The organism is Rhodopseudomonas parapalustris (assembly GCF_053772255.1).
Genome location: NZ_JAMKBZ010000001.1, coordinates 200,527 through 226,310 on the forward strand (window position 1 = coordinate 200,527; position 25,784 = coordinate 226,310).

21 protein-coding genes are annotated in these 25,784 nt (G+C 66.5%); 12 read left to right on the forward strand and 9 right to left on the reverse strand.

From position 1 onward, the window contains the following. Positions 1-185: 185 nt before the first annotated feature. From M9H71_RS01000 to M9H71_RS01025, 6 genes are all read left to right on the forward strand, one after another. The gene (locus M9H71_RS01000) at positions 186-2,765 is read left to right on the forward strand and encodes an ATP-dependent helicase (RefSeq protein ID WP_455403262.1); all 2,580 of its coding nucleotides are present in this window, start codon (positions 186-188) and stop codon (positions 2,763-2,765) included. Then, the gene (locus M9H71_RS01005) at positions 2,765-3,049 is read left to right on the forward strand and encodes a type II toxin-antitoxin system HicB family antitoxin (RefSeq protein ID WP_455403263.1); all 285 of its coding nucleotides are present in this window, start codon (positions 2,765-2,767) and stop codon (positions 3,047-3,049) included. Before M9H71_RS01000 ends, M9H71_RS01005 begins: the two co-directional genes overlap by 1 nt. Before the next feature lie 114 nt (positions 3,050-3,163). Continuing rightward, positions 3,164-3,358: a type II toxin-antitoxin system HicA family toxin gene (locus M9H71_RS01010; protein WP_455403264.1), complete on the forward strand. Its 195-nt coding sequence runs from the start codon at positions 3,164-3,166 to the stop codon at positions 3,356-3,358. Positions 3,359-3,366: 8 nt separating this feature from the next. Then, positions 3,367-3,657, forward strand: a complete 291-nt coding sequence (locus M9H71_RS01015) for a type II toxin-antitoxin system HicB family antitoxin (protein ID WP_415216996.1) — start codon at positions 3,367-3,369, stop codon at positions 3,655-3,657. Positions 3,658-3,990: 333 nt separating this feature from the next. Next, a complete protein-coding gene (locus tag M9H71_RS01020) occupies positions 3,991-4,911 on the forward strand; it encodes an ABC transporter ATP-binding protein (protein WP_455403265.1) in 921 nt (306 codons plus the stop codon). 2 nt (positions 4,912-4,913) lie between these two features. After that, positions 4,914-5,675: an ABC transporter permease gene (locus tag M9H71_RS01025; RefSeq protein ID WP_455403266.1), complete on the forward strand. Its 762-nt coding sequence runs from the start codon at positions 4,914-4,916 to the stop codon at positions 5,673-5,675. Positions 5,676-5,761: 86 nt separating this feature from the next. On the opposite strand, the gene M9H71_RS01030 is transcribed toward M9H71_RS01025, so the two are convergent. Next, positions 5,762-6,112, reverse strand: coding sequence for a hypothetical protein (locus M9H71_RS01030; RefSeq protein WP_455403267.1), 351 nt, complete (start codon positions 6,110-6,112; stop codon positions 5,762-5,764). Between the two features lie 266 nt (positions 6,113-6,378). Here M9H71_RS01030 and M9H71_RS01035 point away from each other — a divergent pair, with 266 nt between their 5' ends. Then, positions 6,379-7,152: a L,D-transpeptidase gene (locus M9H71_RS01035; RefSeq protein ID WP_455403268.1), complete on the forward strand. Its 774-nt coding sequence runs from the start codon at positions 6,379-6,381 to the stop codon at positions 7,150-7,152. Positions 7,153-7,213: 61 nt separating this feature from the next. Here M9H71_RS01035 and M9H71_RS01040 read toward each other — a convergent pair whose 3' ends face one another. Beyond that, on the reverse strand, positions 7,214-9,496 hold the full coding sequence (locus tag M9H71_RS01040; RefSeq protein WP_455403269.1) for a spermidine synthase: 2,283 nt from the start codon (positions 9,494-9,496) through the stop codon (positions 7,214-7,216). 160 nt (positions 9,497-9,656) lie between these two features. On the opposite strand from M9H71_RS01040, the gene M9H71_RS01045 reads away from it, so the two are divergent. Next, positions 9,657-11,267, forward strand: a complete 1,611-nt coding sequence (locus M9H71_RS01045) for a phytoene desaturase family protein (RefSeq protein WP_455403270.1) — start codon at positions 9,657-9,659, stop codon at positions 11,265-11,267. Positions 11,268-11,335: 68 nt separating this feature from the next. Here the strand turns inward: M9H71_RS01045 and M9H71_RS01050 are convergent, their stop codons facing one another. Next, complete coding sequence (locus tag M9H71_RS01050) at positions 11,336-11,638, reverse strand: hypothetical protein (protein ID WP_455403271.1); 303 nt, start codon at positions 11,636-11,638, stop codon at positions 11,336-11,338. 451 nt (positions 11,639-12,089) lie between these two features. On the opposite strand from M9H71_RS01050, the gene M9H71_RS01055 reads away from it, so the two are divergent. Next, complete coding sequence (locus M9H71_RS01055) at positions 12,090-12,980, forward strand: 50S ribosomal protein L11 methyltransferase (RefSeq protein ID WP_455403272.1); 891 nt, start codon at positions 12,090-12,092, stop codon at positions 12,978-12,980. A 36-nt stretch (positions 12,981-13,016) separates the two neighbouring features. Here M9H71_RS01055 and M9H71_RS01060 read toward each other — a convergent pair whose 3' ends face one another. Continuing rightward, positions 13,017-13,211, reverse strand: coding sequence for a hypothetical protein (locus M9H71_RS01060; protein ID WP_455403273.1), 195 nt, complete (start codon positions 13,209-13,211; stop codon positions 13,017-13,019). A 191-nt stretch (positions 13,212-13,402) separates the two neighbouring features. On the opposite strand from M9H71_RS01060, the gene M9H71_RS01065 reads away from it, so the two are divergent. Together M9H71_RS01065 and M9H71_RS01070 are read left to right on the forward strand one after the other, a co-directional pair. Beyond that, on the forward strand, positions 13,403-15,232 hold the full coding sequence (locus M9H71_RS01065; protein WP_455403274.1) for an aminopeptidase P family protein: 1,830 nt from the start codon (positions 13,403-13,405) through the stop codon (positions 15,230-15,232). A gap of 405 nt (positions 15,233-15,637) precedes the next feature. After that, positions 15,638-16,924, forward strand: a complete 1,287-nt coding sequence (locus tag M9H71_RS01070) for a multidrug effflux MFS transporter (RefSeq protein WP_455403275.1) — start codon at positions 15,638-15,640, stop codon at positions 16,922-16,924. A 192-nt stretch (positions 16,925-17,116) separates the two neighbouring features. Here M9H71_RS01070 and ligA read toward each other — a convergent pair whose 3' ends face one another. Continuing rightward, positions 17,117-19,264: an NAD-dependent DNA ligase LigA gene (gene ligA, locus M9H71_RS01075; RefSeq protein ID WP_455403276.1), complete on the reverse strand. Its 2,148-nt coding sequence runs from the start codon at positions 19,262-19,264 to the stop codon at positions 17,117-17,119. A gap of 146 nt (positions 19,265-19,410) precedes the next feature. Between ligA and M9H71_RS01080 the strand changes: the two genes are divergently transcribed. Continuing rightward, positions 19,411-19,698 carry a GIY-YIG nuclease family protein gene (locus M9H71_RS01080; RefSeq protein ID WP_455403277.1) on the forward strand — a complete coding sequence of 96 codons (288 nt, stop codon included), beginning with the start codon at positions 19,411-19,413 and terminating at the stop codon, positions 19,696-19,698. Between the two features lie 126 nt (positions 19,699-19,824). On the opposite strand, the gene recN is transcribed toward M9H71_RS01080, so the two are convergent. The 4 genes from recN to ftsZ all read right to left on the reverse strand — a co-directional run bounded on the left by recN (position 19,825) and on the right by ftsZ (position 25,748). Beyond that, entirely contained in the window at positions 19,825-21,510 is a 1,686-nt protein-coding gene (gene recN, locus M9H71_RS01085; RefSeq protein WP_455403278.1) for a DNA repair protein RecN, read from the reverse strand. A gap of 12 nt (positions 21,511-21,522) precedes the next feature. After that, on the reverse strand, positions 21,523-22,431 hold the full coding sequence (locus tag M9H71_RS01090; RefSeq protein WP_455403279.1) for an outer membrane protein assembly factor BamD: 909 nt from the start codon (positions 22,429-22,431) through the stop codon (positions 21,523-21,525). A gap of 229 nt (positions 22,432-22,660) precedes the next feature. After that, positions 22,661-23,623, reverse strand: coding sequence for a UDP-3-O-acyl-N-acetylglucosamine deacetylase (gene lpxC / locus M9H71_RS01095; protein ID WP_455403280.1), 963 nt, complete (start codon positions 23,621-23,623; stop codon positions 22,661-22,663). 346 nt (positions 23,624-23,969) lie between these two features. After that, a complete protein-coding gene (gene ftsZ / locus M9H71_RS01100) occupies positions 23,970-25,748 on the reverse strand; it encodes a cell division protein FtsZ (protein ID WP_455403281.1) in 1,779 nt (592 codons plus the stop codon). Positions 25,749-25,784: the final 36 nt, after the last annotated feature.

Sequence of the window (25,784 nt, forward strand, 5' to 3'; positions counted from 1 at the left end):
CGTCGAGGCCTGATTATTTGCGCAAAATCACGGAACGGAATCGCATGAAATGGCGCCGTCAGCGGGGCCCGGCGCCGGGCCGGCCTGTCAATCGCGGCGCGCTGCGCCTATATCGGCGGATAATCCTGCTCTGAAAGCTCTTCATCGAGCCCCGCAGCACGGCTGCGGGTGATAAAACGATTCGCATGACCGATCCGACCCAACGCCAGTCTCTCGATGTCTCCAGCTACCAACCCGTTGCCGGCGGCATCGCCGCGCGCGCCCGCGCGTCGGCCGGCCCGGCCTATCTGTCCGGCCTCAATCCGGAGCAGCGCGAGGCGGTAGAAACACTCGACGGTCCGGTGCTGGTGCTGGCCGGCGCGGGCACCGGCAAGACGCGGGTGCTGACCACGCGGATCGCCCACATCCTCTCCACCGGCCGCGCCCGACCTGGCGAAATCCTGTCGGTGACCTTCACCAACAAGGCAGCGCGCGAGATGAAGCTGCGGCTCGGCCAGATGCTCGGCCAGGCGGTCGAAGGCATGCCGTGGCTCGGCACCTTCCATTCGATCGGCGGCCGCATCCTGCGCTATCACGCCGAACTGGTGCAGCTCACCTCGAACTTCACGGTGCTCGACACCGACGACCAGATCCGTCTGCTGAAACAGCTACTCGCCGCCGACAATATCGACGACAAGCGCTGGCCGGCGCGGATGCTGGCCGGACTGATCGACGGCTGGAAGAACCGCGGCCTGACGCCGTCGCAGGTGCCGGCCGGCGAAGCCGCGATGTTCGGCAACGGCCGCGGCGGCAAACTCTATGCGCAGTATCAGGAGCGGCTGAAGATCCTCAACGCCGCCGACTTCGGCGATCTGCTCTTGGAGAACATCCGCCTGTTCCGCGAACACCCCGACGTGCTGCGTCAGTATCAGAACCGCTTCAAGTTCATCCTGGTCGACGAGTATCAGGACACGAACGTCGCGCAGTATCTGTGGCTGCGGCTGCTGTCGCAGACGTCCGGCCAAACCTCTCCCCGCGCGCGGGGAGAGGTCGGATCGCGCAGCGATCCGGGTGAGGGGGCGCCTCCGCAGAACGCAGACTCTCAGACTGCGGAGACGCCCCCTCACCCCACCCCTCTCCCCGCACGCGGGGAGAGGGAGCAGGCAGTGCAGATCGCCACCTCCTCCGCCCCCAAGAACATCTGCTGCGTCGGCGACGACGATCAGTCGATCTATGGCTGGCGCGGCGCGGAGGTCGACAACATCCTGCGTTTCGACCACGACTTCCCCGGCGCCAAGGTCATCCGCCTGGAGCGCAATTATCGCTCGACCGGTCACATCCTCGCCGCCGCCTCGCATCTGATCGCGCACAATGAAGGCCGGCTCGGCAAGACGCTGCGCACCGAAGATGTCGACGGCGAGATGGTCACCGTCACCGGCGCGTGGGATTCGGAAGAAGAGGCCCGCGCTATCGGCGAAGAGATCGAGCAGTTGCAGCGCCAGGGTCATGCGCTCAACGAGATCGCGATCCTGGTGCGCGCCTCGTTCCAGATGCGCGAGTTCGAAGACCGCTTCGTCACCCTCGGCCTCCCCTACCGCGTGATCGGCGGCCCGCGGTTCTATGAGCGCGCCGAAATCCGCGATGCACTGGCTTACTTGCGGGTGATCAACTCGCCGGCCGACGATCTCGCCTTCGAGCGCATCGTCAACGTGCCGAAGCGCGGCCTCGGCGACGCGACCGTGCAGATGCTGCACGACCACGCCCGCAAGCGCCGCATCCCGCTGTTCGACGCGGCCCGGATGGTGATCGACACCGATGAGCTGAAGCCGAAAGCGCGCGGCAGCCTGCGCGGCCTGATCGAGAGCTTCGAACGCTGGCAGGTGCAGCGCGACGCGGTGGCGCACACCGAGCTGGCCGAGATCGTGCTCGACGAGAGCGGCTACACCGAGATGTGGCAGAAAGATCGTTCCGCCGACGCCGCCGGTCGACTGGAGAACCTGAAAGAACTCGTCCGTTCGATGGAGGAGTTCGAGAATCTTCAGGGCTTCCTGGAGCACATCTCGCTGGTGATGGACCGCGAGGGCGGCGCCGATGAAGACGCCGTCAGCGTGATGACGCTGCACTCCGCCAAGGGGCTGGAATTCGAAACCGTGTTCCTGCCCGGCTGGGAGGAAGGGTTGTTTCCGCATCAGCGCGCACTCGACGAACAGGGCCGCGCCGGCCTCGAGGAAGAGCGCCGCCTCGCCCATGTCGGCATCACCCGGGCCCGCAAGCGCGCGAAGTTGTACTTCGCCACCAACCGCCGCATCCACGGCACCTGGAATACGACGATCCCGTCGCGCTTCCTCGATGAACTGCCGGCCGCCAATGTCGAGATCACCGAGTCGAAGGGCGGCTCAGGCTGGGGCGGCATGAGCGGCTACGGCCCGTCGCGGTTCGACAATGTCGAGTCGTTCGGCTCGAGCTATTCGACGCCGGGTTGGCAGCGCGCCCAGGCCAATCGCGGCCGCAGCGGTGGCGGCAGCAATGGTGGCCGCAGCGGCGGTTTCGGCGAAAGCGGTTCGTCCTACTCGTCCGGCACCACCCGCCGCGCCCCGCTCACGATCGAAGGCGAACTGGTCGCCAAATCCACCGGCACCGAGTCGGACTTCTCCCTGAAAGATCGGGTCTTCCACCAGAAATTCGGCTACGGCCACGTCACCAAGATCGACGGCAACAAACTCACCATCGCGTTCGACAAGGCCGGCGAGAAGAAGGTGGTCGATAGCTTCGTGGAGCGGGTGTGATGGTGCACTACGTCGCCTTGATCCATCAGGTCGCCGACGGCAGCTACAGCGTGTCGTTTCCCGACATTCCGGGTGTCGTCACCGCCGGCGAGACGATCGAAGAAGCCGAAGAGGAAGCCGCCGAGCTTCTCGCCTATGCGATTGAGGATTCAGATGGTGCGATCGTGCTGAATCCGCCGCGCACAATCGACGAATTGAACAAAGACCCGGCCTTCGTCGCAGCGAGCAAAGACGCGATCGTGGCGCTGATCGAATTTGATGCCGAGGCAGACGCAGCCGAATAGCCGCCGGGAGTGAGCGATTTGAGGTGACCGAGAGGAAGAACGCGCTCGCTCCTTTGGCGAAGGAGATGTAGGCTGCGGCATTGCAGTTTGAATTAATTACCTGACGACCGCCCGATGCTCACCAGTAGCCGCGATGTCATCCGACGTCTCGAACGTGAAGGCTGGACTTGCGTCCGCGTCACTGGATCGCATCACGTTTTCAAGCATCCCGTGCGCCGGGACATCGTCACCGTGCCGCACCCCAAGAAGGACTTGGGAAAAGGCTTGGTCCGTGTCATCTATAAGGGCGCAGGCTGGGAGCCGGATTGAGGTCGGCCATGACCCACTACATCGCCATCATCGAAGACGCCGGGCCGGACGTGGCGGTCGGGGTGTGGTTTCCGGACCTGCCCGGCTGCGTCTCCGCGGGCGACGATCTCGACGACGCGCTGCGCAATGCGCCCGAGGCGCTGGAGCTGTACCTCGCGCAGGTCGAGCAAGACGGCAAGCCGCTGCCCAAGCCGCGCTCGCTGACCGAACTGAAGGCCGATCCTGACGTCGCCGACGACATCCAGAACTACATCGTCGCGCTGATCGAAACACCGAGCCGCGCCCACGCGGCAGAGTGATCGCACCAACGTCTCCCCCCGTCATTGCGAGCCAACGGGTCGGCGCGCAGCGCCGCCCGATGACAGGCTCCGCGAAGCAATCCAGAAACTCAGTGCTCTGGATCTCTAGATTGCTTCGTCGGCTTCGCCTTCTCGCAATGACGCGGTGCGGGGCGATGCCACGAAGCACCGACGCGATGAGGTTCGGCGCACCAAGCCGCGACACGAAATTTTTCCCCTCCCCGGCCTGTTTGTCCCGTCGGTTGCGTCCGCGCTCGGCCATCCTTATGTAAGCCGCCCGCACGTTCCGGCTGCGTTCCGCCCTTTTCCTGCGCCCGACACTTACGAGCCCGCATGGCCCCGATCATTTCCGTCCAGAATCTGAGCAAGACCTACGGCACCGGGCGCAAGGCGCTGAACGGGGTCAACCTCGACATCATGGGCGGCGAGATTTTCGCGCTGCTCGGGCCGAACGGCGCCGGCAAGACCACGCTGATCGGCACGATCTGCGGGCTGGTCAATCCGACTGACGGTACGGTGACGGTCGACGGCCACGACATCATCACCGACTATCGGGCGGCGCGCGAGCTGATCGGACTGGTGCCGCAGGAGCTGCACACCGACGCATTCGAGTCGGTGTGGGATACGGTGAGCTTCTCCCGCGGTCTATTCGGTAAGCCGAAGAACCCGGCGCACATCGAGAAAGTGCTGCGCGACCTGTCGCTGTGGGACCGCAAGGACTCTAAGATCATCACGCTGTCGGGCGGCATGAAGCGCCGGGTGATGATTGCGAAAGCGCTCAGCCACGAACCGCAAATCCTGTTTCTCGACGAGCCGACCGCCGGCGTCGACGTCGAGCTGCGCAAGGGAATGTGGGAGGTGGTCCGGGCGCTGAAGGCGACCGGCGTCACCATCATCCTGACCACGCATTACATTGAGGAAGCCGAGGAGATGGCCGACCGCGTCGGCGTCATCAACCACGGCGAGCTGATCCTGGTCGACGAGAAGTCGGCGCTGATGCAGAAGCTCGGCAAGAAGCAGCTCGAGCTGCATCTCGACGCCCCGATCGACACCGTGCCGCCGCAGCTCGCCGCCTACGATCTGGCGCTGTCGGACGACCATAACAAGCTGATCTACACCTACGACACCCGCGCCGAACACACCGGCATCACCGCGCTGCTCGGCGACGTCCGCGCCGCCGGCATCCGTTTCCACGATCTCGACACCAGCCAGAGCTCGCTGGAGGAGATCTTCGTCAGCCTGGTGAGGGCGTGAGCATGAACTGGCGAGCAATCCGCGCAATCTATCTGTTCGAAATGGCGCGGACCTGGCGCACGCTGATGCAGAGCATCGTGTCGCCGGTGCTGTCGACCTCGCTGTATTTCATCGTATTCGGCGCCGCGATCGGCTCGCGGATCGACCAGGTCGAAGGCGTCAATTACGGCAGCTTCATCGTGCCCGGCCTGATCATGCTCAGCGTACTGACGCAGAGCGTCGCCAACGCCTCGTTCGGCATCTATTTTCCGAAATTCACCGGCACCATCTACGAGATCCTGTCGGCGCCGGTGTCGTTTCTGGAGATCGCGGTCGGCTATGTCGGCGCCGCCGCCAGCAAGTCGATCATTCTCGGCCTGATCATCCTGGCCACCGCCGGCCTGTTCGTGCCGCTGCACATCGCCCATCCGGTGTGGATGTTCGGCTTCCTGGTACTGACCTCGGTGGCGTTCAGCCTGCTGGGCTTCATCATCGGCATCTGGGCCGACGGCTTCGAGAAGCTGCAGGTGGTGCCGCTGTTGATCATCACGCCGCTCACCTTCCTCGGCGGCAGCTTCTATTCGATCTCGATGCTCCCGCCGCTCTGGCAGACGATCGCGCTGTTCAATCCGGTGGTGTATCTGGTGTCCGGCTTCCGCTGGAGCTTCTTCGAGATCGCGGACGTCAATGTCGGGGTCAGCCTCGCCGCCACTTTCGGCTTCCTGCTCGTCTGCCTGGCGATCGTGTGGTGGATCTTCAAGACCGGCTATCGCCTGAAGGCCTGAGCGCGGCCCGCCTCGCTCTCAAGCCACCGACACAAACGAAAGGCGCGGCCAACCGGCCGCGCCTCGTGACATCAGACCTGTGCGCCTCAGCGGCGACGGTAGCAACGGAAATGACCGCTCCGGGTATAGTAGCCCTTACAGCGATGGCCGCGGTGATAGCGGTAGCGCGGGCCGTTATTGGGCAGGCCGAGCACGCCGTTCACCGCACCGACCGCGCCGCCGACGCCGGCACCGATCGCGCCGCCGACCACGCCGCCAACCGGACCAGCCGCGCGATTGCCTTCCCGCGCGCCCTGCTCGGCGCCGCGAACGATACCCTGCGAATGACCCGCGGTCGGGATCGCCAGCATGGCGAGCGCCAGAGCGGCAGCCGCGAACAGCGCCTTCATCGGCGTTTGCCCCGTGCGAATGGCCCGCGCATTGGCTGTGATCTTCATTGATGTCCCTCCGGATTGAAGCGTCCGGCAGAAGGCCGGGCGTAGATGATGCGCCACACTAACCCCTGAACGCGCATTGAGTTCCCGTTTCGCCGAGATTCCGCCGCGTCGGTGTCTTGATGCTGCCGCCGGAGTCGCGGAAGTCCTCTTAACGATGCCGAAGGTTTTGCCGTTGTGTCGCAGCCGCGACTGGAAACCATCGCGACCGCTATGCATATTACCGTGGGCGGCAAGGCAGTGAAGGATCTGGCCAGGAGGCCAACACCATGCGTTCGTATCTCGTTTCTCTCACCGGCCTGATCCTGCTGACGCTGTCGAGTGCCGCGCAGGCGAAAGTCGCCATCACGGTCGACAAGGACAATCAGCAACTCTCCGTCGCGGTCGACGGCGTCGAGCGCTACCGCTGGCCGGTGTCGACCGGCAATCCGTCGCACGAAACCCCCAATGGCAAATTCCAGACCTTCCGGATGGAAGCCGACCATTATTCGAAGGAGTTCGACGACGCGCCGATGCCGCATTCGATCTTCTTCACCAAGCAGGGTCACGCGATCCACGGCACCGATGCGGCCGGCAAGCTCGGCGTGCCGGTGTCTCACGGCTGCGTGCGGCTGTCGCGCGCCAACGCCGCGACGCTTTACGCGCTGGTCGAGAAGGAAGGCGTGCTGAACACCACCGTCACGCTGACCGGTTCGTCGCGGGTGGCGCTGGCGCGGCTGAAGACCAAGCCCGGCAGCGCCGTGGCCCGCGCCGAACCGGCCCCGGCACCGGCCTATGACTCCGCCGGTGCGCCGGTCGAGCTGGCGCCCGCCCAGCCGCGGGTGGTGCAGCCGCAGGTCGCCGACGACGGCTATATCTATCCGGCCGACGGCAGCTATGGCGACCGCCGCTACCCGGCGCCTCCCGGCTATCGCCGTGTCGCCCCGCCCCAATACGGCTATGTCGAGAACGACTCCTACGCCGCGCGGGATTACGCGCCGCGGCGCTACTACCAGCCGCGCGGTTATGATGACGGCGGCTATAGCGGTTACTCGGCCTACTGAACCGGGCAACGACTGATCCATTCGAACGCGCGGCCTCCTCCGGCCGCGCGTTTTGCTTTGCCTAGTCTTCGCCGTCGCGCAGCCGGCGCCACACCGCGCCGAGCACATTGGAATAATCGTCGGTCCACACCCGGTCGTCGGCGCGCGGCGTGGTCAGGGTCCAGTCGTCGTTGCCGGCGAGCTTGCCGACGTCCCCAGCGTCCCGCGCCGAAATCACCACCGAAGTGGCGAAGATGTATTCGGCATCGCGGCCAGCGTCCCGCGAGGCGGTCCAGCTCTTCAACCCGTTGGCGTCGGCGATGCCGACCGCCACGCTCGACAGTTCGAGGTGGCGGTTGGAGACGTGCATCAGCACCGCGCCCTGCGGCGCCAGCTTGGCCTTGTAGATCGCCATCGCCTCGCGGGTGGCGAGGTGGATCGGGATGGCGTCCGACGAATAGGCATCGACGATGATCAGGTCGTAGGTGCCGTCCGGCTCGTGGGCGAAGGTCAGCCGCGCGTCGCCGACCACCGGAGCGAGGTCCGGCGCGCATTTGCTGACGAAGCTGAAATATTTCGGGTCGCGCGCGGTGTCGATCATCGACTGGTCGATCTCGAAGAACCGCCAATGCTCGTCCGGTGCCGCCGCGCAGGTCAGCGTGCCCGAGCCAAGCCCGATCACTGCGACGCGGATCGGGCCGCCCTTGCGCTCGCGGATCGCGGTGATCGCCTGCCCGATACCGCCGTCCTTGTGATAGTACGAGATCGGCTCCGGCCGCCCGGTCACCGGCGTGCCGTCGTCGTTGCGCACCCGCTCGGCGCCGTGGATCGTGGTGCCGTGCAGCAGCACATGGAAGCGGCCGTCCGAGGTCACCTGAATCTTGTGCACGCCGAAGAAGCTGCGCACCGTTTCGACCCGGCCGTCGTCGGCCGGATACAGCCGGATCAGCAGCAGCGCCAGCGCGACGGTGGCCAGCAGCTTGGCGGGGCCGGCGCGCAGCGCCAGTGCGATCACCGCCGCGAACGCGGCGACGTCGCCGATCACCAGCACGCGGTTGGTCATGAACCAGTCGTGCAGCTTGCCGTCGGTGAATGCCGAGGCGATCAGCACCGTCGCCAGCGCCGCGATCAGCAGCCAGAGCCGCAGCGACCATTGCGGCACGCGCTCCGGCGCCTGCGGCCGGCACAGCACGGCTAGCGCCAGCAGGATCGGATATTCGGCGATCCACGAGAAGGTGTAAGGCGCCACCAGCCCGGCGAACAGACCGCCGACCATGCCGCCGAACGACAGCGCCACATAGAAGCCGGTGAGATAGCGCGCCGGCGGCCGGGTCCGCGCCAGCTCGCCGTGGCAGGCCATCGCGATGATGAAGAAGCAGACCAGATGACCGCCGAGCGTCAGCAGCAGATTGTGCTCGGAGGCCGAATAGGCCAGCAGCACGATGATCACCGCGATCGCGATCGGCTGCAGCGCCAGCATCCATTTGTGCGGCAACAGCGGACGGGACTGAAACACCAGCACCCAGGTGAGCAGATACAGCGACAGCGGCAGCACCCACAGCAGCGGCGCCGCGGCGACGTCGGTGGAGATGTGCGCGGTGACGGCGATCAGCAGGCCGGACGGCACCGCGGCGAGAAACACCCAGCGCCCCACGGTCAGCCATGACGGCGCCGGCGCGTCGGTGTCGTCGGCAATCACCTCCGCGGCGGCGGTTGCCGGCGCGCGCAGCAACAGCACGCCGCAGCCGGCGATCAGCAGGATCAGCACGCCGTAGCCGGCGGTCCAGACGATATTCTGTAGCCGCAGCGTCAGCAGCGGCTCGAGCAGCACCGGATAGGACAACAGCGCCAAGAAGCTGCCGATATTGGAGGCGGCGTACAGAAAGTACGGATCGCGGCCGTCGGGATGGCCGGTACGAACGAACCACGTCTGCAGCAGCGGATTGTTGGCGGCGAGCGCGAAGAACGGCAGGCCGATCGACACCGCGAACAGTCCGAGCAGCCAGATCGCATAGCCGCTCGACGGCGGCGTACCCCAGCCGGAGGCGATCGCGAGCGGCAGCGTCAGCAGCGCCGCGACCAGCACCACCAGATGCACCACGACCGGCACCCGGCGATCGGTAAACCGGCTCAGACCATGCGCATAGGCGTAGCCGGCGAGCAGCAGCGACTGGAAGAACACCATCGCCACCGACCACACTGCCGGTGAGCCGCCGAGCCGCGGCAGCACCATCTTGGTGAACAGCGGCTGCACCGAGAACAGCAGCAATGCGCTGACGAAGATCGCGGTGGTATAGACGATCAGGATCTGACGGTCGCGCGCCGGGTTGATCCGGCTCGCGGCGGCGGACATCGTCTCGGTCATGGCGGCTCCTGCTGCTGTCCGCCGCGGCGGACGCTCGACATCGTCCGCCTGGCAGTCAATTCCGGCGGGCCCGTGACGCGCCGCATCCTAGCGTCGCTCTGTGAACAATGGCAAAACCAGCCGCGAACGCCTCTGTCACACCCGGTCCGGGAAACGTCCGATGTCCGATTCCGACGTCTTGATCATCGGTGCCGGCCACAACGGCCTCACTTGCGCGGCCTATCTGGCGCGCGCCGGGCTGAAAGTGAAGGTGGTGGAGCGCCGCAGCGTCGTCGGCGGCGCGGCGGTCACGCAGGAGTTTCATCCCGGCTTCCGCAATTCGGTCGCGGCCTACACGGTCAGCCTGCTCAATCCGAAAGTGATCGCCGACCTGAAGCTGCATGCGCACGGCCTCAGAATCGTCGAGCGCAAGGCGCAGAATTTCCTGCCCGCACTGGGCGGCCAGTATCTTCTCACCGGCGCGAACCATACCGCAGCTTCGCTGGCGCGGCTCAGCCCGCATGATGCCGCTGCATTCGGCGCCTTCGCGGCCGAGCTCGAAACCATCGCCGACGTGCTGCGGCATTTCGTGCTCCGCGCCCCGCCCAATCTGGTGGGGCAGTTCGGTCTGCCCGCAATCCGCGAGAGCCTGAACGCGCTCGGCACTGCCAACCGTCTGCGCGCGCTGACGATGGAGCAGCAGCGGCTGCTGCTCGATCTGTTCACCTGCTCGGCCGGCGAAATGCTCGACGCGCGGTTCGAGCACGATCTGGTCAAGGCGCTGTTCGGCTTCGACGCCATCGTCGGCAACTACGCCAGTCCCTACGCCGCCGGCTCGGCCTATGTGATGCTGCATCACGCCTTCGGCGAGGTGAATGGTAAGAAGGGCGTCTGGGGCCACGCGGTCGGCGGTATGGGCGCGATCACCCAAGCGATGGCCGCGTCGGCCCGTGCCGCCGGTGCCGAGATCGAAACCTCCGCCGGTGTGCGCGAGGTTCTGGTGGAGAAGGATCGCGTGGTCGGCGTCAGCCTCGACGACGGCCGCACGCTGCGCGCCCGCTTCATTGCGTCCAACGTCAACCCGAAGCTGCTCTACACCCGCCTGCTCCCGGCGGATGCCCTGCCCGACGATATCCGGCGGCGGATGCAGCATTGGAAGACCGGCTCCGGTACCTTCCGGATGAACGTCGCGCTGGCGAAGCTGCCGTCGTTCACCGCGCTGCCCGGCGACGGTGACCACCTCACTGCCGGCATCATCATCGCGCCGAGCCTGCCCTACATGGACCGTGCCTATTCCGACGCCCGCGCCCACGGCTGGAGCCGCGAGCCGGTGGTCGAGATGCTGATCCCATCGACGCTCGACGACAGCCTCGCCCCGACCAGCCAGCACGTCGCCAGCCTGTTCTGCCAGCACGTCGCCCCGGAACTGCCGGACGGCGCCTCCTGGGACGATCATCGCGACGAGGTTGCCGACCTGATGATCGCGACCGTCGACCGCTACGCCCCCGGCTTCGCCGCCAGCGTGCTCGGCCTCCAGATCCTGTCGCCGCTCGATCTCGAGCGCGAATTCGGGCTCGTCGGCGGCGACATCTTCCACGGCGCCCTCAGCCTGAACCAGCTGTTCTCGGCCCGCCCACTACTCGGCCATGCCGACTATCGCGGCCCGCTCAAGGGCCTCTACCACTGCGGCAGCGGCGCCCACCCCGGCGGCGGCGTCACCGGCGCCCCCGGCCACAATGCAGCCGCAGCGATCCTCAGCGACCACCGCAGCTTGTTCGTAAGCCGCGGATGAAGCTGGGGACAAGTCTGTGGATAAGCTGTGGAAAACCTGTTGGTGAGATTGGCCCTGAAGGCCGCGTCTCAGCCGCGCAGGCAGCGCTTGGCTTCGGCGATCTGGGCCCAGCTGTAGCCGTTCTTGATCGCCCAGGCGATCGACTTGGCGCGGCCGTGCTCGCTTACGTAGTATCGCACCGTGGCGCAGTCGACGCCCGCGGGAATGGGCGGCTGGCCGACCGGGAACGCCACGGGCGTGATGCCGCCCTTGTCGTTCGCGAATGCCGACGGCGTACCGGCCGGTGCGAGCAAGGCTGAAACGGCTACAATCGCGGACATTCCCCGGCGGCGGGTGACGGTCGCAAATGGAACTTCGTTGGCCTTGATCATCGCACCTCACGTTCGCTGTTGGGATCGGGTGCTGGCGGCGCTGTGATTCAAGCTGCGGCTCAGCACACGAACGCATTCGCCAGAGATCAAGGCGACACGATGACCCTCACAACCAAAACTTGAAACGCACCTGATATCGAACCGGTTCCCTTGCCGCGGCGGGATGGCGCGCATTTTCGCAGAGAGGCGGATCACGCCCTGTGGCGAACGCGTCGACCACCGCGTCCGCGAGCCGTTTTCTGCCCCGCGCCCATGGACTTGGCGCCTATTCGTCAAGCTGTGCACGAGTCTGTCGACAAGTTGCGTGAAGGCTGTGGAAACCCGGTGAATCTTGCGGATTCAACCCCGTGCATAAGTCATGGACAAGCTGTGCATTTCCGGCGCAGAAGCTGTGGACGCCGTGTTGATGCTTCGCTTCAGCCGCCTCTCGCTGCCAACCTTCGGACCCGCCATGACTGATCCCGCCCCCACCGTCCGCGCCAGCTTCGTGCTCGGCGACGAGGACACTGCCCGCCGCGTCACGGACCTGCTCGGCGAGTGCTTCGACGAAGCCGAAATGGCGATCGCGGCGTTCGAGCGGCCGGACCGGAGCTGGGAGGTCGCGCTGCATTTCGGCGAGCAGCCGAACCTCGACCACATCCGCGAGCTGGTGGCGCAGGCCGCAGGCCCCGAGGCCGCGCAGGCGATCAGCGTCGAGTCCGTGGCGGCCAAGGACTGGGTCGCGGCGAGCCTGGAAGGGCTGGTGCCGGTGCCGGCCGGCCGCTTCGTCGTCCATGGCAGTCATGATCGTGATCGGGTGCCGGCCAACAAGCTCGGCATCGAGATCGAAGCCGCGCTCGCGTTCGGCACCGGCCATCACGGCACCACCCGCGGCTGCCTGACGCTGCTCGACTTGGTGCTGCGCGCCGGCCCGCCGCAGCGCGTGCTCGATCTCGGCACCGGCACCGGCGTGCTGGCGATCGCGGCCGCCAAGGCGCTGCGTCACACCGTGCTGGCCACCGACATCGACAAGCAGTCGGTCGCGGTCGCGCGCGAGAACGCGCGGCTCAACGGCGTCGGCAATCTGGTGCAGGCAGAGTGGGCGACCGGGTTCGCCTCGCCGGTGTTCGCCGCGCACGCGCCGTTCGATCTGGTGCTGGCGAACATCCTCGCCAACCCGCTGCGCACCCTGGCCCAGCCGATGAGCGAACATCTGGCGCCGGGCGCGCTGGTGATCCTGTCGGGGCTGCTGCAGCCGCAGGCGCAGAGCGTGATCGCCGCGTATCGGGCCCGCGGCTGCGTGCTGCTGCGGCAGCTGGTGATCGAAGGCTGGAGCAGCCTGCTGCTGGTGAAGACGTTCTGACGTAATGCGCCAGCCGGCGCGAACCAAACCAAGCGTTCAGCGCGCTGGCTTGTCGGGGAAGCGGCTGTGGGCGTCGCCCTTCGGGGTGCTGCGCTTCACCGCGTGTTCAACGAAGCGGTCGAGCATGCGGACGATCACGCCGCGCGTGGGCTCTTGTTTCGGCTCGACGTTGACCGGGGAAACGCCCGGACGAACCGGCGGAGCAATCTTCTCGAATGTGAAAACAGGCATGGTGTATCACCTCGTCATTGAGTTGAGACACTCCCGGGATCGTCCCGGATGCGTTGTCGGAGCGTTGGCAGCAGCACCCCCGCGCCACCGCCCGTCTCTTGCAGGCCCGATAAATCAAGCATAACTCGTGCCATAAGCACAGCTTTGCATATCGCGTGCGCCGAGCGCAACAGGTCGAGGGAGCAGCCGCTATGTTCGAGTCGCATTTCCAGAGCTTCGAGGATCCCGAGATCGGAGTCGCGCTCACCGCGCGGCTGTCGGCGTTCCGCGAAGAGCTGCTGCGGCGCAAGCTTACCGGATTTGCAATTCCCCGCGCCGATCAGCAACAAAACGAATATGTGCCGCCGTCCGAAGAACGCTTGGCGTGGCTCACCGGCTTCACCGGATCGGCCGGTCTGGCCTACGTGCTGATCGATCAGGCCGCGCTGTTCGTCGATGGCCGCTACACCTTGCAGGCCGCCAAGCAGGTCGACGGCAACGCCTGGAGCATCGAGTCGCTGATCGAGCCGCCGCCGGAACACTGGCTGGAGACTCATCTGAAAGCCGGCGACCGCCTCGGATTTGATCCGTGGCTGCACACGTCTTCAGCAGTCGAGCGGATGCAGGCCGCCTGCGCCAAGGCCGGCGCCGAGCTGGTGGCGGTCGATGGCAATCCGATCGATGCGGTGTGGAGCGAACGCCCCGCGGCGCCGCTCGGACCGGTCAGCGTCCACGGCATGGAATTCTCCGGCGAGAGCGAGACCAGCAAGCTCGCCCGCATCAACGACGAGCTGTCGCGGCTGAAGGCCGACGCGCTGGTGCTGTCGGATTCCCACGCGGTGGCCTGGACCTTCAACATCCGCGGCGCCGACGTCTCGCATACGCCGCTGCCGCTGTCCTACGCGCTCCTGCCGAAGCACGGCCGCCCCACCATCTTCATCGACGGCCGCAAGCTGTCGAACAGTGTGCGCGATCATCTCGAGCAGACCGCCGAGGTCGCCGAGCCCGCCGCGCTGGCGCCGATGCTGCGCGAGCTGGCCAAGACCGGCGCGGCCATCGCGCTCGACAGCGCCACCGCGGCCGATGCGCTGACCCGGCTGATCAAGGAGGCCGGCGGCAAGCCGCTGCGCGGCGCCGATCCGGTGGCGCTGCTCAAGGCCGTCAAGAACAACGCCGAGATCGACGGCACCCGCGCCGCGCATCGCCGCGACGCGGTGGCGCTGGCGCGCTTCCTCGCCTTCATCGATGCGGAGGCGCCGAAGGGCACCCTGACCGAGATCGACGCGGTCGAAGCGCTGGAGACGTTCCGCCGCGACACCGGCGCGCTGAAGGACGTGTCGTTCCCGACCATCTCCGGCACCGGCCCGAACGGCGCGATCGTGCATTATCGCGTCACCCGCAAGAGCAACCGGCGGATCCAGCCCGGCGATCTGCTGCTGATCGATTCCGGCGCGCAGTATCAGGACGGCACCACCGACGTCACCCGCACCATTGCGGTCGGCGAGCCGTCGGCCGAGATGCGCGACCGCTTCACCCGCGTCCTGCGCGGCCATCTGGCGATCGCCCGCGCGGTGTTTCCCGACGGCACCACCGGCGCGCAGCTCGACACGCTGGCGCGGCAGTTTCTTTGGCAGGCCGGGATCGATTTCGAGCACGGCACCGGCCACGGCGTCGGCAGCTATCTGTCGGTGCACGAGGGCCCGGCGCGGATCTCCAAGCTCGGCACCACGCCGCTGAGGCGCGGCATGATCCTCTCCAACGAGCCCGGCTACTACAAGACCGACAGCTACGGCATCCGCATCGAGAATCTCGAACTGGTGGTCGAGAAACAGATCGACGGCGCCGAGAAGCCGATGAACGGCTTCGAGGCCCTGACGCTGGCACCGATCGACCGCCGGCTGATCGACGTCGCGATGCTCAGCGCCGAAGAGCGGAGCTGGCTCGACGCCTACCACGCCCGCGTCCGCGACCTAGTCCGCCCCCACCTCGACGGCCCGACTCAACTCTGGCTGGACGCTGCGACGGCACCGTTGGAGGCCTGAGCGCCTGAAGCGGTGAGCACCGACCTTTCCCCGAGTCATTCCGGGGCACGCGCATAGCGCGTGAGCCCGGAATCCATAGCCCCTGGACTCGCGATAAAGCACAGCGGCTGCACTGCCCTCCTCCATCATAGACGCCAGGGGATATAGATTCCGGGCTCGCCGCTTCGCGGCGCCCCGGAATGACAAACGAGAGTCTCTGCGCGCGCCCCGGAATGACAGGTTGAGAGTCTGCGCGCCTATATCACCGGTCCGAGGCCTGTGCGGCCCCATGGCCGACCCACCCTCGCCCGCCCTCCGCATAGCCTTATGCCGAAAAACCGCCTGTTGGCATTGCCCGGGCAGGCTACAGTCGAACCACCAGCGCACATCCTTCGCCACGGCAGGCCCGTCGGGAACAGATCTCGCATGCACGGAATCGTCGGCAGATACGCAACGATCGACGCCAGCCGGCGCGACCTGCCGCCGTCGAAGCTGCTGCTCCTGCTGCTGGTGCTGATGAATGGTGCGGCGCCGATCGCGCTGTACATCTTCGTGCCGGCACTGCCGGTGCTGGCGAGCGATTTTTCCAGCGACATCTCGGTCGCGCAGATGACGGTGTCGCTCTACATGGTCGGGCTGGCCTGCTCGCAGTTGATCATGGGGCCGTTGTCCGACCGGTTCGGCCGCCGCCCGGTGCTGCTCGGCGGGCTGGCGATGATGGTCGCGGCCAGCATTGGCTGCATCTTCGCACAGACGCTGCCGCAACTGATCGCTTTGCGCTTCCTGCAGGCGCTCGGCGGCGCCTCGGGCATGGTGATCAGCCGCGCCATCATCCGCGACCTCTACAGCCGCGACCGCGTCGGCGGCATGCTCAGCCTCGTGATCGCCGTGATGATGATCGCGCAGATGCTGAGCCCGCTTGCCGGCGGCGTCATCGAAACCGCGTTCGGATGGCGCGCGATCTTCTACGCCGTCACTGCCGGGGCGATCGTCGTCGCCGCCGCGATCACGCTGGCGCTGCCGGAGACGAGCCGCCGCAGCGCGCCCGCCGCGCAGCGCGGCGGCTTCCGCAGCGACCTCCGCAGCCTGTTCGGCAGCCGCGCCTTCATCGGCTACGTGCTGTGCCAGGTGCTGGCGTCGGCGATCATCTTCATCTTCGCCGGCGGCGGCCCCTACGTCGTGGTGACGCAGATGGGCCGCAGCAGCGCCGAGTACGGTGCATGGTTCGCCAGCTCCGGCTTCGCCTATCTGATGGGCAACGTGTTCTGCGTGAAATTCTCGCCGCGGCACTCGCTCGACCGGCTGATCTGGTTCGGCCTCGGCCTGCAGATCGCCGGCGCGCTGCTGAATCTGGCCTGGGGCGTGCTCGGCTGGAATCAGGTGCCGAGCTGGCTGTTCGGCACCCACATGATCATCATGTTCGGCAACGCCGCGGTGATGGCCAACGCCGCCGCGGGCGCGATCAGCATCCGCCCGCAGGCCGCCGGCACCGCATCCGGTCTGATGGGCTTCACCCAATTCGGGTTCGGTTCGCTGTGTTCACAGTTCGGCGCCTGGCTCGGCGGCCATTTCGCGACGCCGTTGCCGCTCAACATCGCGATCTTCGGAACGGCACTCGCCTGCGCCTCGGCGATGATCTTCCTGGTGCCGCGCCGCAACCTGATCGCAACCGAGGAACTGATCGAGAAGGCGGAAGAAGAGACGCTGGTGTAGGCGATCGTCTTCCGACGTTGTCTTCCGCGCGCAGGCGGAGGGCCCAGTCTTCAAGAGACTCACGCGGTCAAATCAAAGCGTCCCAACGAGTCATTCCGGGGCGCTCACGAAGTGAGCGAACCCGGAATCTCGATCGACAGAACACCTCCGGATTCCGGGTTCGCGCGTTCCGCGCGTCCCGGAATGACGGGGTCAGCCCCCGATCAGCGCCAGCCACTCGTCTTCAGTCAGCACGGTGACGCCGAGGTCTTTCGCCTTCGTCAGTTTCGAGCCGGCGTCTTCGCCGGCGACGACGTAGTCGGTCTTCTTCGACACCGAGCCGGCGACCTTGGCGCCCAACCGCTCCGCCGCGGCCTTGGCTTCGTCGCGGGTGAATTTCGAGAGCGAGCCGGTGAACACCACGGTCTTGCCGGCGACCGCGGTGTCGCGCCGCGCCTGCTCGGCCGGCAGCACCTCGGTGAGTTCGGCGAGCAGCGCATCGAGCGCCTTGACGTTGCGCTCCTCGGCGAAGAACTCGACCACCGCTTCAGCCACCACGTCGCCGATGCCGGCGATGTTGTCGAGATCCTGATAGGCTTCCGACGTGTTGCCTTCCTCGGTCTGCGCGTCGGCGGCGGCGCGCATCGCGGTCAGGAACGCATCGAGCGTGCCGTAGTGCCGCGCCAGCAGCTTGGCGTTGCCCTCGCCGACATGGCGGATGCCGAGCGCGAAGATCAGCCGGTGCAGCTCGATCGTGCGCCGCGCGTCGATCGCCGCGAACAGGTTGCGCACCGAGGTCTCGCCGTAGCCTTCGAGCTGTTCGAGCTTCAGTTCGGCATTGCGCGCCTTCAGCGTGAAGATATCGGCGGGCTCCTGCACCCAGCCGCGCTCGTGGAACAGCTCGATCTGTTTTTCGCCGAGCCCGTCGATATCGAAGGCCAACCGCGACACGAAGTGCTTCAGCCTTTCCACCGCCTGCGCCGGGCAGATCAGCGCGCCGGTACAGCGCCACACCGCCTCGCCCTCTTCGCGCACCGCGTGGCTGCCGCACACCGGGCACTTGTGCGGGAAGTGATAGGGCTCGGCAACAGCGGGCCGCTTCTCCATCACCACGCTGACGATCTGCGGGATCACGTCGCCAGCGCGCTGCACCACCACGGTGTCGCCTTCGCGGATGTCGACGCCGTCGCGGATCGGCTCGCCATCATTGCCGATGCCCTTGATGTAGTCCTCATTGTGCAGCGTCGCGTTCTGCACCACCACGCCGCCGACCGTCACCGGCTGCAGCCGTGCCACCGGAGTGAGCGCGCCGGTCCGGCCGACCTGAATGTCGATCTTCTCCAGCACGGTCGTCGCCTGCTCGGCGGCGAATTTATGCGCGATCGCCCAGCGCGGCGAGCGCGACACGAAGCCGAGCCGCTCCTGATAGTCAAGGCGGTCGACCTTATAGACAACGCCGTCGATGTCATAAGGCAGCGACGCCCGCTTCTCGCCGATCCGGCGATAGAACGCGAGCGCATCCTCGACGCTGTGGCAGAGCGTGATCTCGGGATTAACCACGAAGCCGGCGTGAGCGAGCCATTGCAGCATCTTGTGCTGGGTCGGCTCCTCCATCGGATAGTCGCTCATCTCGCCCCACGCGTAAGCGAAGAACTTCAGCGGCCGCGACCGGGTGACCTCCACGTCCTTCTGCCGCAGCGAGCCCGCGGCGGAGTTGCGCGGATTGGCGAATACGGTCTCGCCGGCCTCCTCCTGGCGCTTGTTGAGCGCGAGGAAGTCCTGCTTCAGCATGTAGACCTCGCCGCGCAGCTCGCAGGCGGCGGGGATGTGCTTGCCCTTCAGCGTATTCGGCACGTCGGCGATGGTGCGGACATTGGCGGTGACGTCCTCGCCGGTGAATCCGTCACCGCGCGTCGCCGCGCGCACCAGCTCGCCATGCTCATAGCGCAGCGACAGCGACAGGCCGTCGATCTTCGGCTCTGCAACGATCGCCGGCACGGCGTCGAGCTTGAGAAAGCGCTGCACGCGCAGGGCGAATTCGGTCACCTCGTCGTCGGCAAACGCGTTGCCGAGCGACAGCATCGGCACCGCGTGCTGAACCTTGGCGAAGCCGCGCGCCGGCGCGGCGCCAACCGTCTGGGTCGGCGACGACGCGCTCACCAGTTCGGGAAACTTCTGCTCGATCGCCTCCAACCGCCGCCGCAACGCGTCGTAGTCGGCGTCCGAAATCTTGGGCGCGTCGTCCTGATAGTACGCCTTGTCGTGGCCCTCGATCACGAGGCGAAGCCGCATCAGCTCCACCTTGGCTTTCGCTTTGGTGAGGGTGGCGACGTCGGGGGCGAGATTTTTCTTCACAGTCATTTTTTGCACTTGAGATTCCGGGTTCGCGAGCTCACGCTCGCGCCCCGGAATGACCTTGGGGCTAACTTACTGAGTTCACCGCGAGTCATTCCGGGGCGCTTGCGGCACGCAAGCGAACCCGGAATCTCGCCGCGCGCGAGGCGCCGGTGGCCTATTATGTCTACCTGCTCGCCAGCCGGAAAGACGGTGCGCTGTATGTCGGCGTCACCAACGATCTCGTCCGCCGGGCTTATGAGCATCGCACCAAAGCCGTGCCGGGTTTCACGTCGAAATACAACATCGTCAGACTGGTGTGGTTCGAAATCCACGACGACCCGATTGCCGCCATCACCCGGGAAAAGGAGATCAAGAAGTGGCGGCGGGCCTGGAAAGTGGCGTTGATCGAGCGGGACAATCCCGGGTGGGACGATCTATTCGAGACGATCGCGCGGTAGGCTGAGACAGGGTGCCCTGAGCCTCGGGATTCCGGGTTCGCTCGCTGCGCGAGCGCCCCGGAATGACGTTGTGGGGCGGCTGACCTCTCCCCGGAATCTCGGCCGCAGCGACGAACGCCGTGCGCCCTACCCCGCAGCCTTGATCAGCCGGTCGGCCGCGGCCCTCGCCTCGGCGGTGATCTCGGCGCCGGCCAGCATGCGGGCGATTTCTTCGCGGCGGTGGTCTTGTTCCAGCGCGGCGACGCGGGTGGCCACGCGTTTGCCCTTGTCGAGAGCGGCTTTCGAGATCAGCAGATGCTGGTCGGCGCGGGCCGCGACCTGGGGAGCGTGGGTCACGGCCATCACCTGGACCTTCGATGCCAGCCGCGCCAGCCGGGCGCCGATCGCATCCGCGACCGCGCCGCCGACGCCGGTGTCGATCTCGTCGAACACCAAGGTCGGTGCCGAGCCCTTGTCGGACAGCACCACCTTCAGCGCCAGCAGGAAGCGCGACAGCTCGCCGCCGGAGGCGACCTTCATCAACGGCCCCGGCCGCGTACCCGGATTGGTCTGCACCCAGAACTCGACCCGGTCGATGCCCTGCGGCCCTGGAGCTGCGGCATCGGCCTCGACCTGGGTCATGAACTTGGCGCGTTCGAGCTTGAGCGGCGCCAGCTCGGCACCGACCGCCTTGTTGAGCTTGTCGGCAGCCTTGGCGCGCGCCGCCGACAGCTTCGCCGCCGCCGCATCGTAGCGGGCGTCGGCCTCGGCCGCCGCCTTCTCCAGCACCACGAGCTGATCGGCGCCGGCATCGATCAGCGCGACGTCGGCGACGTATTGCGCCGCCAGCGCGGCGAGCGAATCCACCGGCGTCGAATACTTGCGGGCGGCGGCGCGCAGCGCGAACAGCCGCTCCTCGATCCGCTCCAGCTCCAAGGGATCGAAATCCGCCGCCGCCAGCGCCGCATTGAGAAGCTGGTCGGCCTCTTCCAGCGCATTGATGGCGGCGTCGATCGCCTTCACCGCCGGCTCGACCAATTGCGGTGCGGAGCCGGCGCGGCGCTCCAGCCGGCGCACCGCCGCGGCGAGCGAAGCCACCGGCGAATGATGCCCGCCGACCGCCTCCTGCGCCTCACGCAGATCCGCAGCGATCTTCTCGCCCTGCATCATGGTGGCGCGGCGCTCGGCCAGCGAGGTCTCCTCGCCGTCCTGCGGCGCGAGCTGTTTCAACTCATCGGCGGCGTGGCGCAGATAGTCGGCCTCGCGCGCGGCGCGCTCCATCCCGGCGCGGTGGGCATCGAGCGCGGCACGCGCGGTGCGGCGGCCGTCCCACAGCGTCTCGAGCGCGCCAACGTCCTTGTCGAGGCCGGCGAAGGCATCGAGCAGCCGGCGATGCGTCGCCGCATCGACCAGCGCCCGCTCGTCGTGCTGGCCGTGGATCTCGACCAGCGTCGCGCCGACCGCTTTCAGGGTCTGCACGCTGACCGACTGGTCGTTGATGAAGGCGCGGGTACGGCCGTCGGCGAGCTGGACGCGGCGCAGGATCAGCTCGCCGGATTCGTCGACCTCACGGTCGTCGAGGCCGTTGGCTTTCAGGATCGCGAACGCCGGATGGGTCCTGGCGACATCGAAACTGGCGGTAACCTGGCCATGTTCGGCGCCGTGCCGGACCAACGCCGCATCGCCCCGACCGCCCAGCGCCAGGGCGAAGGCATCAAGCAGAATCGATTTCCCGGCGCCGGTTTCGCCGGTCAGCACCGCAAGCCCACGGGAGAATTCGATATCGAGCCGCTCGATCAACACGATATCGCGGATCGAAAGGCGCGCCAGCATGGCAGACAGGTCCTATCCGAGGCCGAGTTTCTTGAACGACCTAGAGATCCAGGAGCCCTTGTTCTCGGTCGGTTCGAGTCCGCCCGACTTTACAAGAGTGTAGGCGTCTTTGTACCATTTGCTGTCAGGAAAATTGTGGCCAAGTACGGCGGCGGCGGTCTGCGCCTCGCCGACGATGCCGATCGCCATATAGGCCTCGGTCAGCCGCGCCAGCGCTTCTTCGACATGGCGGGTGGTCTGATAGCGCGTCACCACGGTCTTGAAGCGGTTGATCGCGGCGGCGTAGTCGCGCTTGCTCATGTAATAGCGGCCGATATCCATCTCCTTGCCGGCGAGCTGGTCGCGGGCGCCTTCCAGCTTCTGCTTGGCGCTGGTGGCGTATTCGGAGGTCGGATATTTGCGGATCACCTCTTCGAGCGCCGCGATCGCCTTTTCGGTGCGGCCCTGGTCGCGCGAGATGTCCGGGATCTGGTCGTAATTCGACGCCGCGATCAGATACTGCGCATAGGCAGCGTCCGGGCTGCCGGGATGCAGCGTGACGTAGCGGGTGGCGGCGCCGATGCAGCTATCGTAGTCGCCGGCCTGATAATAAGCGTAGGCGGACATCAACAGCGACTTGCGCGCCCAATCCGAATACGGGTGCTGGCGATCGACTTCCTCGAACTTCTTGGCGGCGCCCTTGGTGTCCTTGTCCTTGTTCATCAGGTACAAGCCCTCGTTGTAGAGCTTGTCCGCCGGCTCATCGACCATCTTGTCGTCTTTGGCCAGGAACTTGTCCCAAATCGCGCCGGTGCCGCAACCACCGAGCGGCAGCGACAACGCCATCAGGCTGAAGATCATCGGAAGGCCGCGCCGCAGGCGATCGAGCCTGCGCGAAGTTTCCCCGTTCCGCAGTCCGAGCGCGATCCGCTGTACCGACATCAATTCCAACCCGACCAATGGAGAACGGTGTGCCCCGGCTTTCAGTTGAGGCGGCGATGGCCCGCAGCCATCGACCTGAGCCGGAAGCGTCGAGACAACCGCCGGCTGTTTAGCCGAAAAAGGCGACTTCACCAACCGGGTAAGCAGCCAATTCGCCCGGAATAAGGCGGCCGGCCCAATCGGTTAACCGGCGGCAACGATGTGGAAAAGCTGCTGGCGCCTGTTGCGCTCAGGACACGTCCGGGCCGTAGGCCGGGGCGACCATGCCGCCGACTAGACCGGTGACGGCTTCGGCGTGACCGCGCACCGCGCGGCGCACCGGCTCGGCTTCGATCACCCGCCAGGCACTGCGATCGGCCAGCAGAGTGGTCAGAGCGGTGTGGTTGAGCTTGTGGCCGCCGCGCACCGAGCGATAGGCGCCGAGGATCGGCAGGCCGGCGAGCGCGAGGTCGCCGATCGCATCCAGCGCCTTGTGGCGGGCGCATTCGTCGGAATAGCGCAGGCCTTCCGGGTTCAGCAGCCGGTCGTCGTCGAACACCACCGAGTTCTCGAACGAGGCACCGAGCGCGTAGCCCATCTTCCACAGCCGGGCGACGTCGCTCATCCGGCCGAAAGTGCGGGCCCGCGACACCTCGCGGCGGAACATTTCCGGCTCGACGGCCAGCGCATATTTCTGCTTGCCGATCTGCGGGTTAGTGAAGTCGATTTCGACCTCGACGCGGAAGCCGGCGGCATAGGGGCGAAACTCGCCGAGCGATTCGCCGATCGCGGCAGACACCGGCTTGAGAACTTGAAGGTAACGGCGGGGGGCGGTCTGTTCGCGGAGACCGGCCTGATCGATGGCGGCGACGAACGGAGCGGCGCTGCCGTCCATAATCGGAACTTCGGGGCCGTCGACTTCGATCGTGGCGTTGTCGACGCCCATGCCGCGCAGCGCGGAGAGAACATGTTCGGCGGTGGAAACCAGCGGTCCGTCGCTGTCACCCAAAACCGTCGCCAGCTCGGTGGCAACGACCGATTTCGACGTCGCCTTGATCTCGCGATCGGCGCCCTCAAGTCCGGTCCGGACAAAAAGAAAACCCGCATCGACATCTGCGGGTCCCAACGTCAGAGTCACAGGACGGCCCGAATGAACACCTACGCCCGTTACCGTTGCTTGCGAACGCAGCGTGGTTTGCCGGCTGAACTTCATAAGTAAAGTGTCCCACTGACGCAGTGCGGAAATCGTTCCGGTCCTAGCGGCCGGGCGACTCGCTCTGTGCGTCCCCAAGTCCGGATTGACCATAGCACTGCCCCAAATCGCGCCAACTCACGCTTTTTTACGGATTGTTACCCCAACTCCGCCGCATTACCGCCGCCCCGCGATCGAATTCGACATCAATCGTGATCGTCAGGGGTTTCCTTCAGATTCGCCTAAAGTCGTAATTTGACAATAATTCAGTAGCTTAGGCGACAGAGGCCAAAACCAAGGCTTGCCACAAAAAAGGGCCCCGGCGGATCGCCGAGGCCCTGGACCACGTCAGATTTCAGACATTGTTTCAGGTCGCCTGCCGCCGCAGGAAGGCGGGGATATCGAGATGGTCGTCGCCCTGTGGCGCGGGAGCAACAGGTGCGGGCCGGCCGTGGATATCGAGGCCCTGCGGCGCCTGACGCTTGGCGTACTCGGACACCGGTTCCTTACCCATCTGCTCGGCGACGCTGCGCTGCGGCCGGCGATCCGGCAGCGGCGGCATCTGCGGACCGCCGTTGCGGGCAGCCATCGCGGGCGCTTCGGCCGGCTCGTCCTCGCGGCGGCCGAGGCCGTTGGCGAGACGCTGCAGCAGCGACAGCCGGTTTTTCTGCGGGTGATCGTCCTCGGCGTCGCCGCGGGCCTGACGGATTTCGTTCTGGGCCGGGACCGGCAGTTCGTCGAACCGCGGCATCCGCGGCGGACGCATCGCGGCGCGGTCGGCCGCCGGCGGCACGAAGGCTTCCGGCGCGGACGGCTCTTCGGACACGGCGCGCGACTGCTCCGGATCCGGGAACAGCGACGGCTTCTGCGGGATCGGGCGAACGGTGACGTCGCCATACGACGCCGACTGCACCGGGGCTTCCTGCGGCATCGGCTCGTTGCCGACCGCAGCGGCGATCGCGGCGAGCGCGGCGCGCTCGACATTGGCGGCCTGGCGCGGAGCGGATTCGGCGGCAGCGGCGACCGGAGCAGCGGAGGCCTGGGCGGCGCGCATCGCGGCGGCTTCGGCGATCCGCTGATTGTCGGCCCGCAGCTTGGCTGTCAGCTCAGCCAAGCGGCTATCGTTTCCCACCGCACTCACCGGCGCAGCCGCCGGAGTGCCGGCATTGCGCGATAATTGCGCCTGCTCGATGCCGGTGGCGACCACCGACACGCGGATGATGCCGTCGAGGCTCTCGTCGAAGGTGGCGCCGACGATGATGTTGGCGTCCTGATCGACCTCTTCGCGAATCCGGGTGGCGGCTTCGTCGACTTCGAACAGCGTCAGATCCTTGCCGCCGGTGATCGAGATCAGCAGGCCCCGGGCGCCCTTCATCGACGAATCGTCGATCAGCGGATTGGCGATCGCGGCTTCGGCGGCGGTCAGCGCGCGCTTCTCGCCGGAGGCTTCGCCGGTGCCCATCATCGCCTTGCCCATCTCACGCATCACGGCGCGGACGTCGGCGAAGTCGAGGTTGATCAGCCCTTCCTTGACCATCAGGTCGGTGATGCAGGCGACGCCCGAATACAGCACCTGGTCGGCCATCGCGAAGGCGTCGGCGAAGGTGGTCTTCTCGTTGGCCACCCGGAACAGGTTCTGGTTCGGGATGATCAGGAGGGTGTCGACGACCTTGTGCAGCTCGGTGATGCCGGTCTCCGCGGTGCGCATCCGGCGCGCGCCTTCGAAGTGGAACGGCTTGGTGACGACGCCGACGGTCAGGATGCCCATCTCGCGCGCGGCCTTGGCGATCACCGGGGCTGCGCCCGTGCCGGTGCCGCCGCCCATGCCGGCGGTGACGAACACCATGTTGGCGCCCGAAAGGTGATCGCGGATTTCGTCGATGACTTCCTGCGCGGCGGCCGAGCCGACGTCCGGCTGCGAACCGGCGCCGAGTCCCTGCGTGACCTGGGTGCCCATCTGCACCAGGCGCTGCGCCTTCGACATCGTCAACGCCTGCGCGTCGGTGTTGGCGACCACAAAGTCAACGCCGTCGAGCCCGGCCGTGATCATGTTGTTGACCGCGTTGCCGCCGGCGCCACCGACGCCGAACACGGTGATCCGGGGCCGCAGCTCGCGAATGTCCGGGACGTTGAGATTGATGGTCATGATTGCCTCTCGATTACGCGCGCGTTGGTTCGTGAA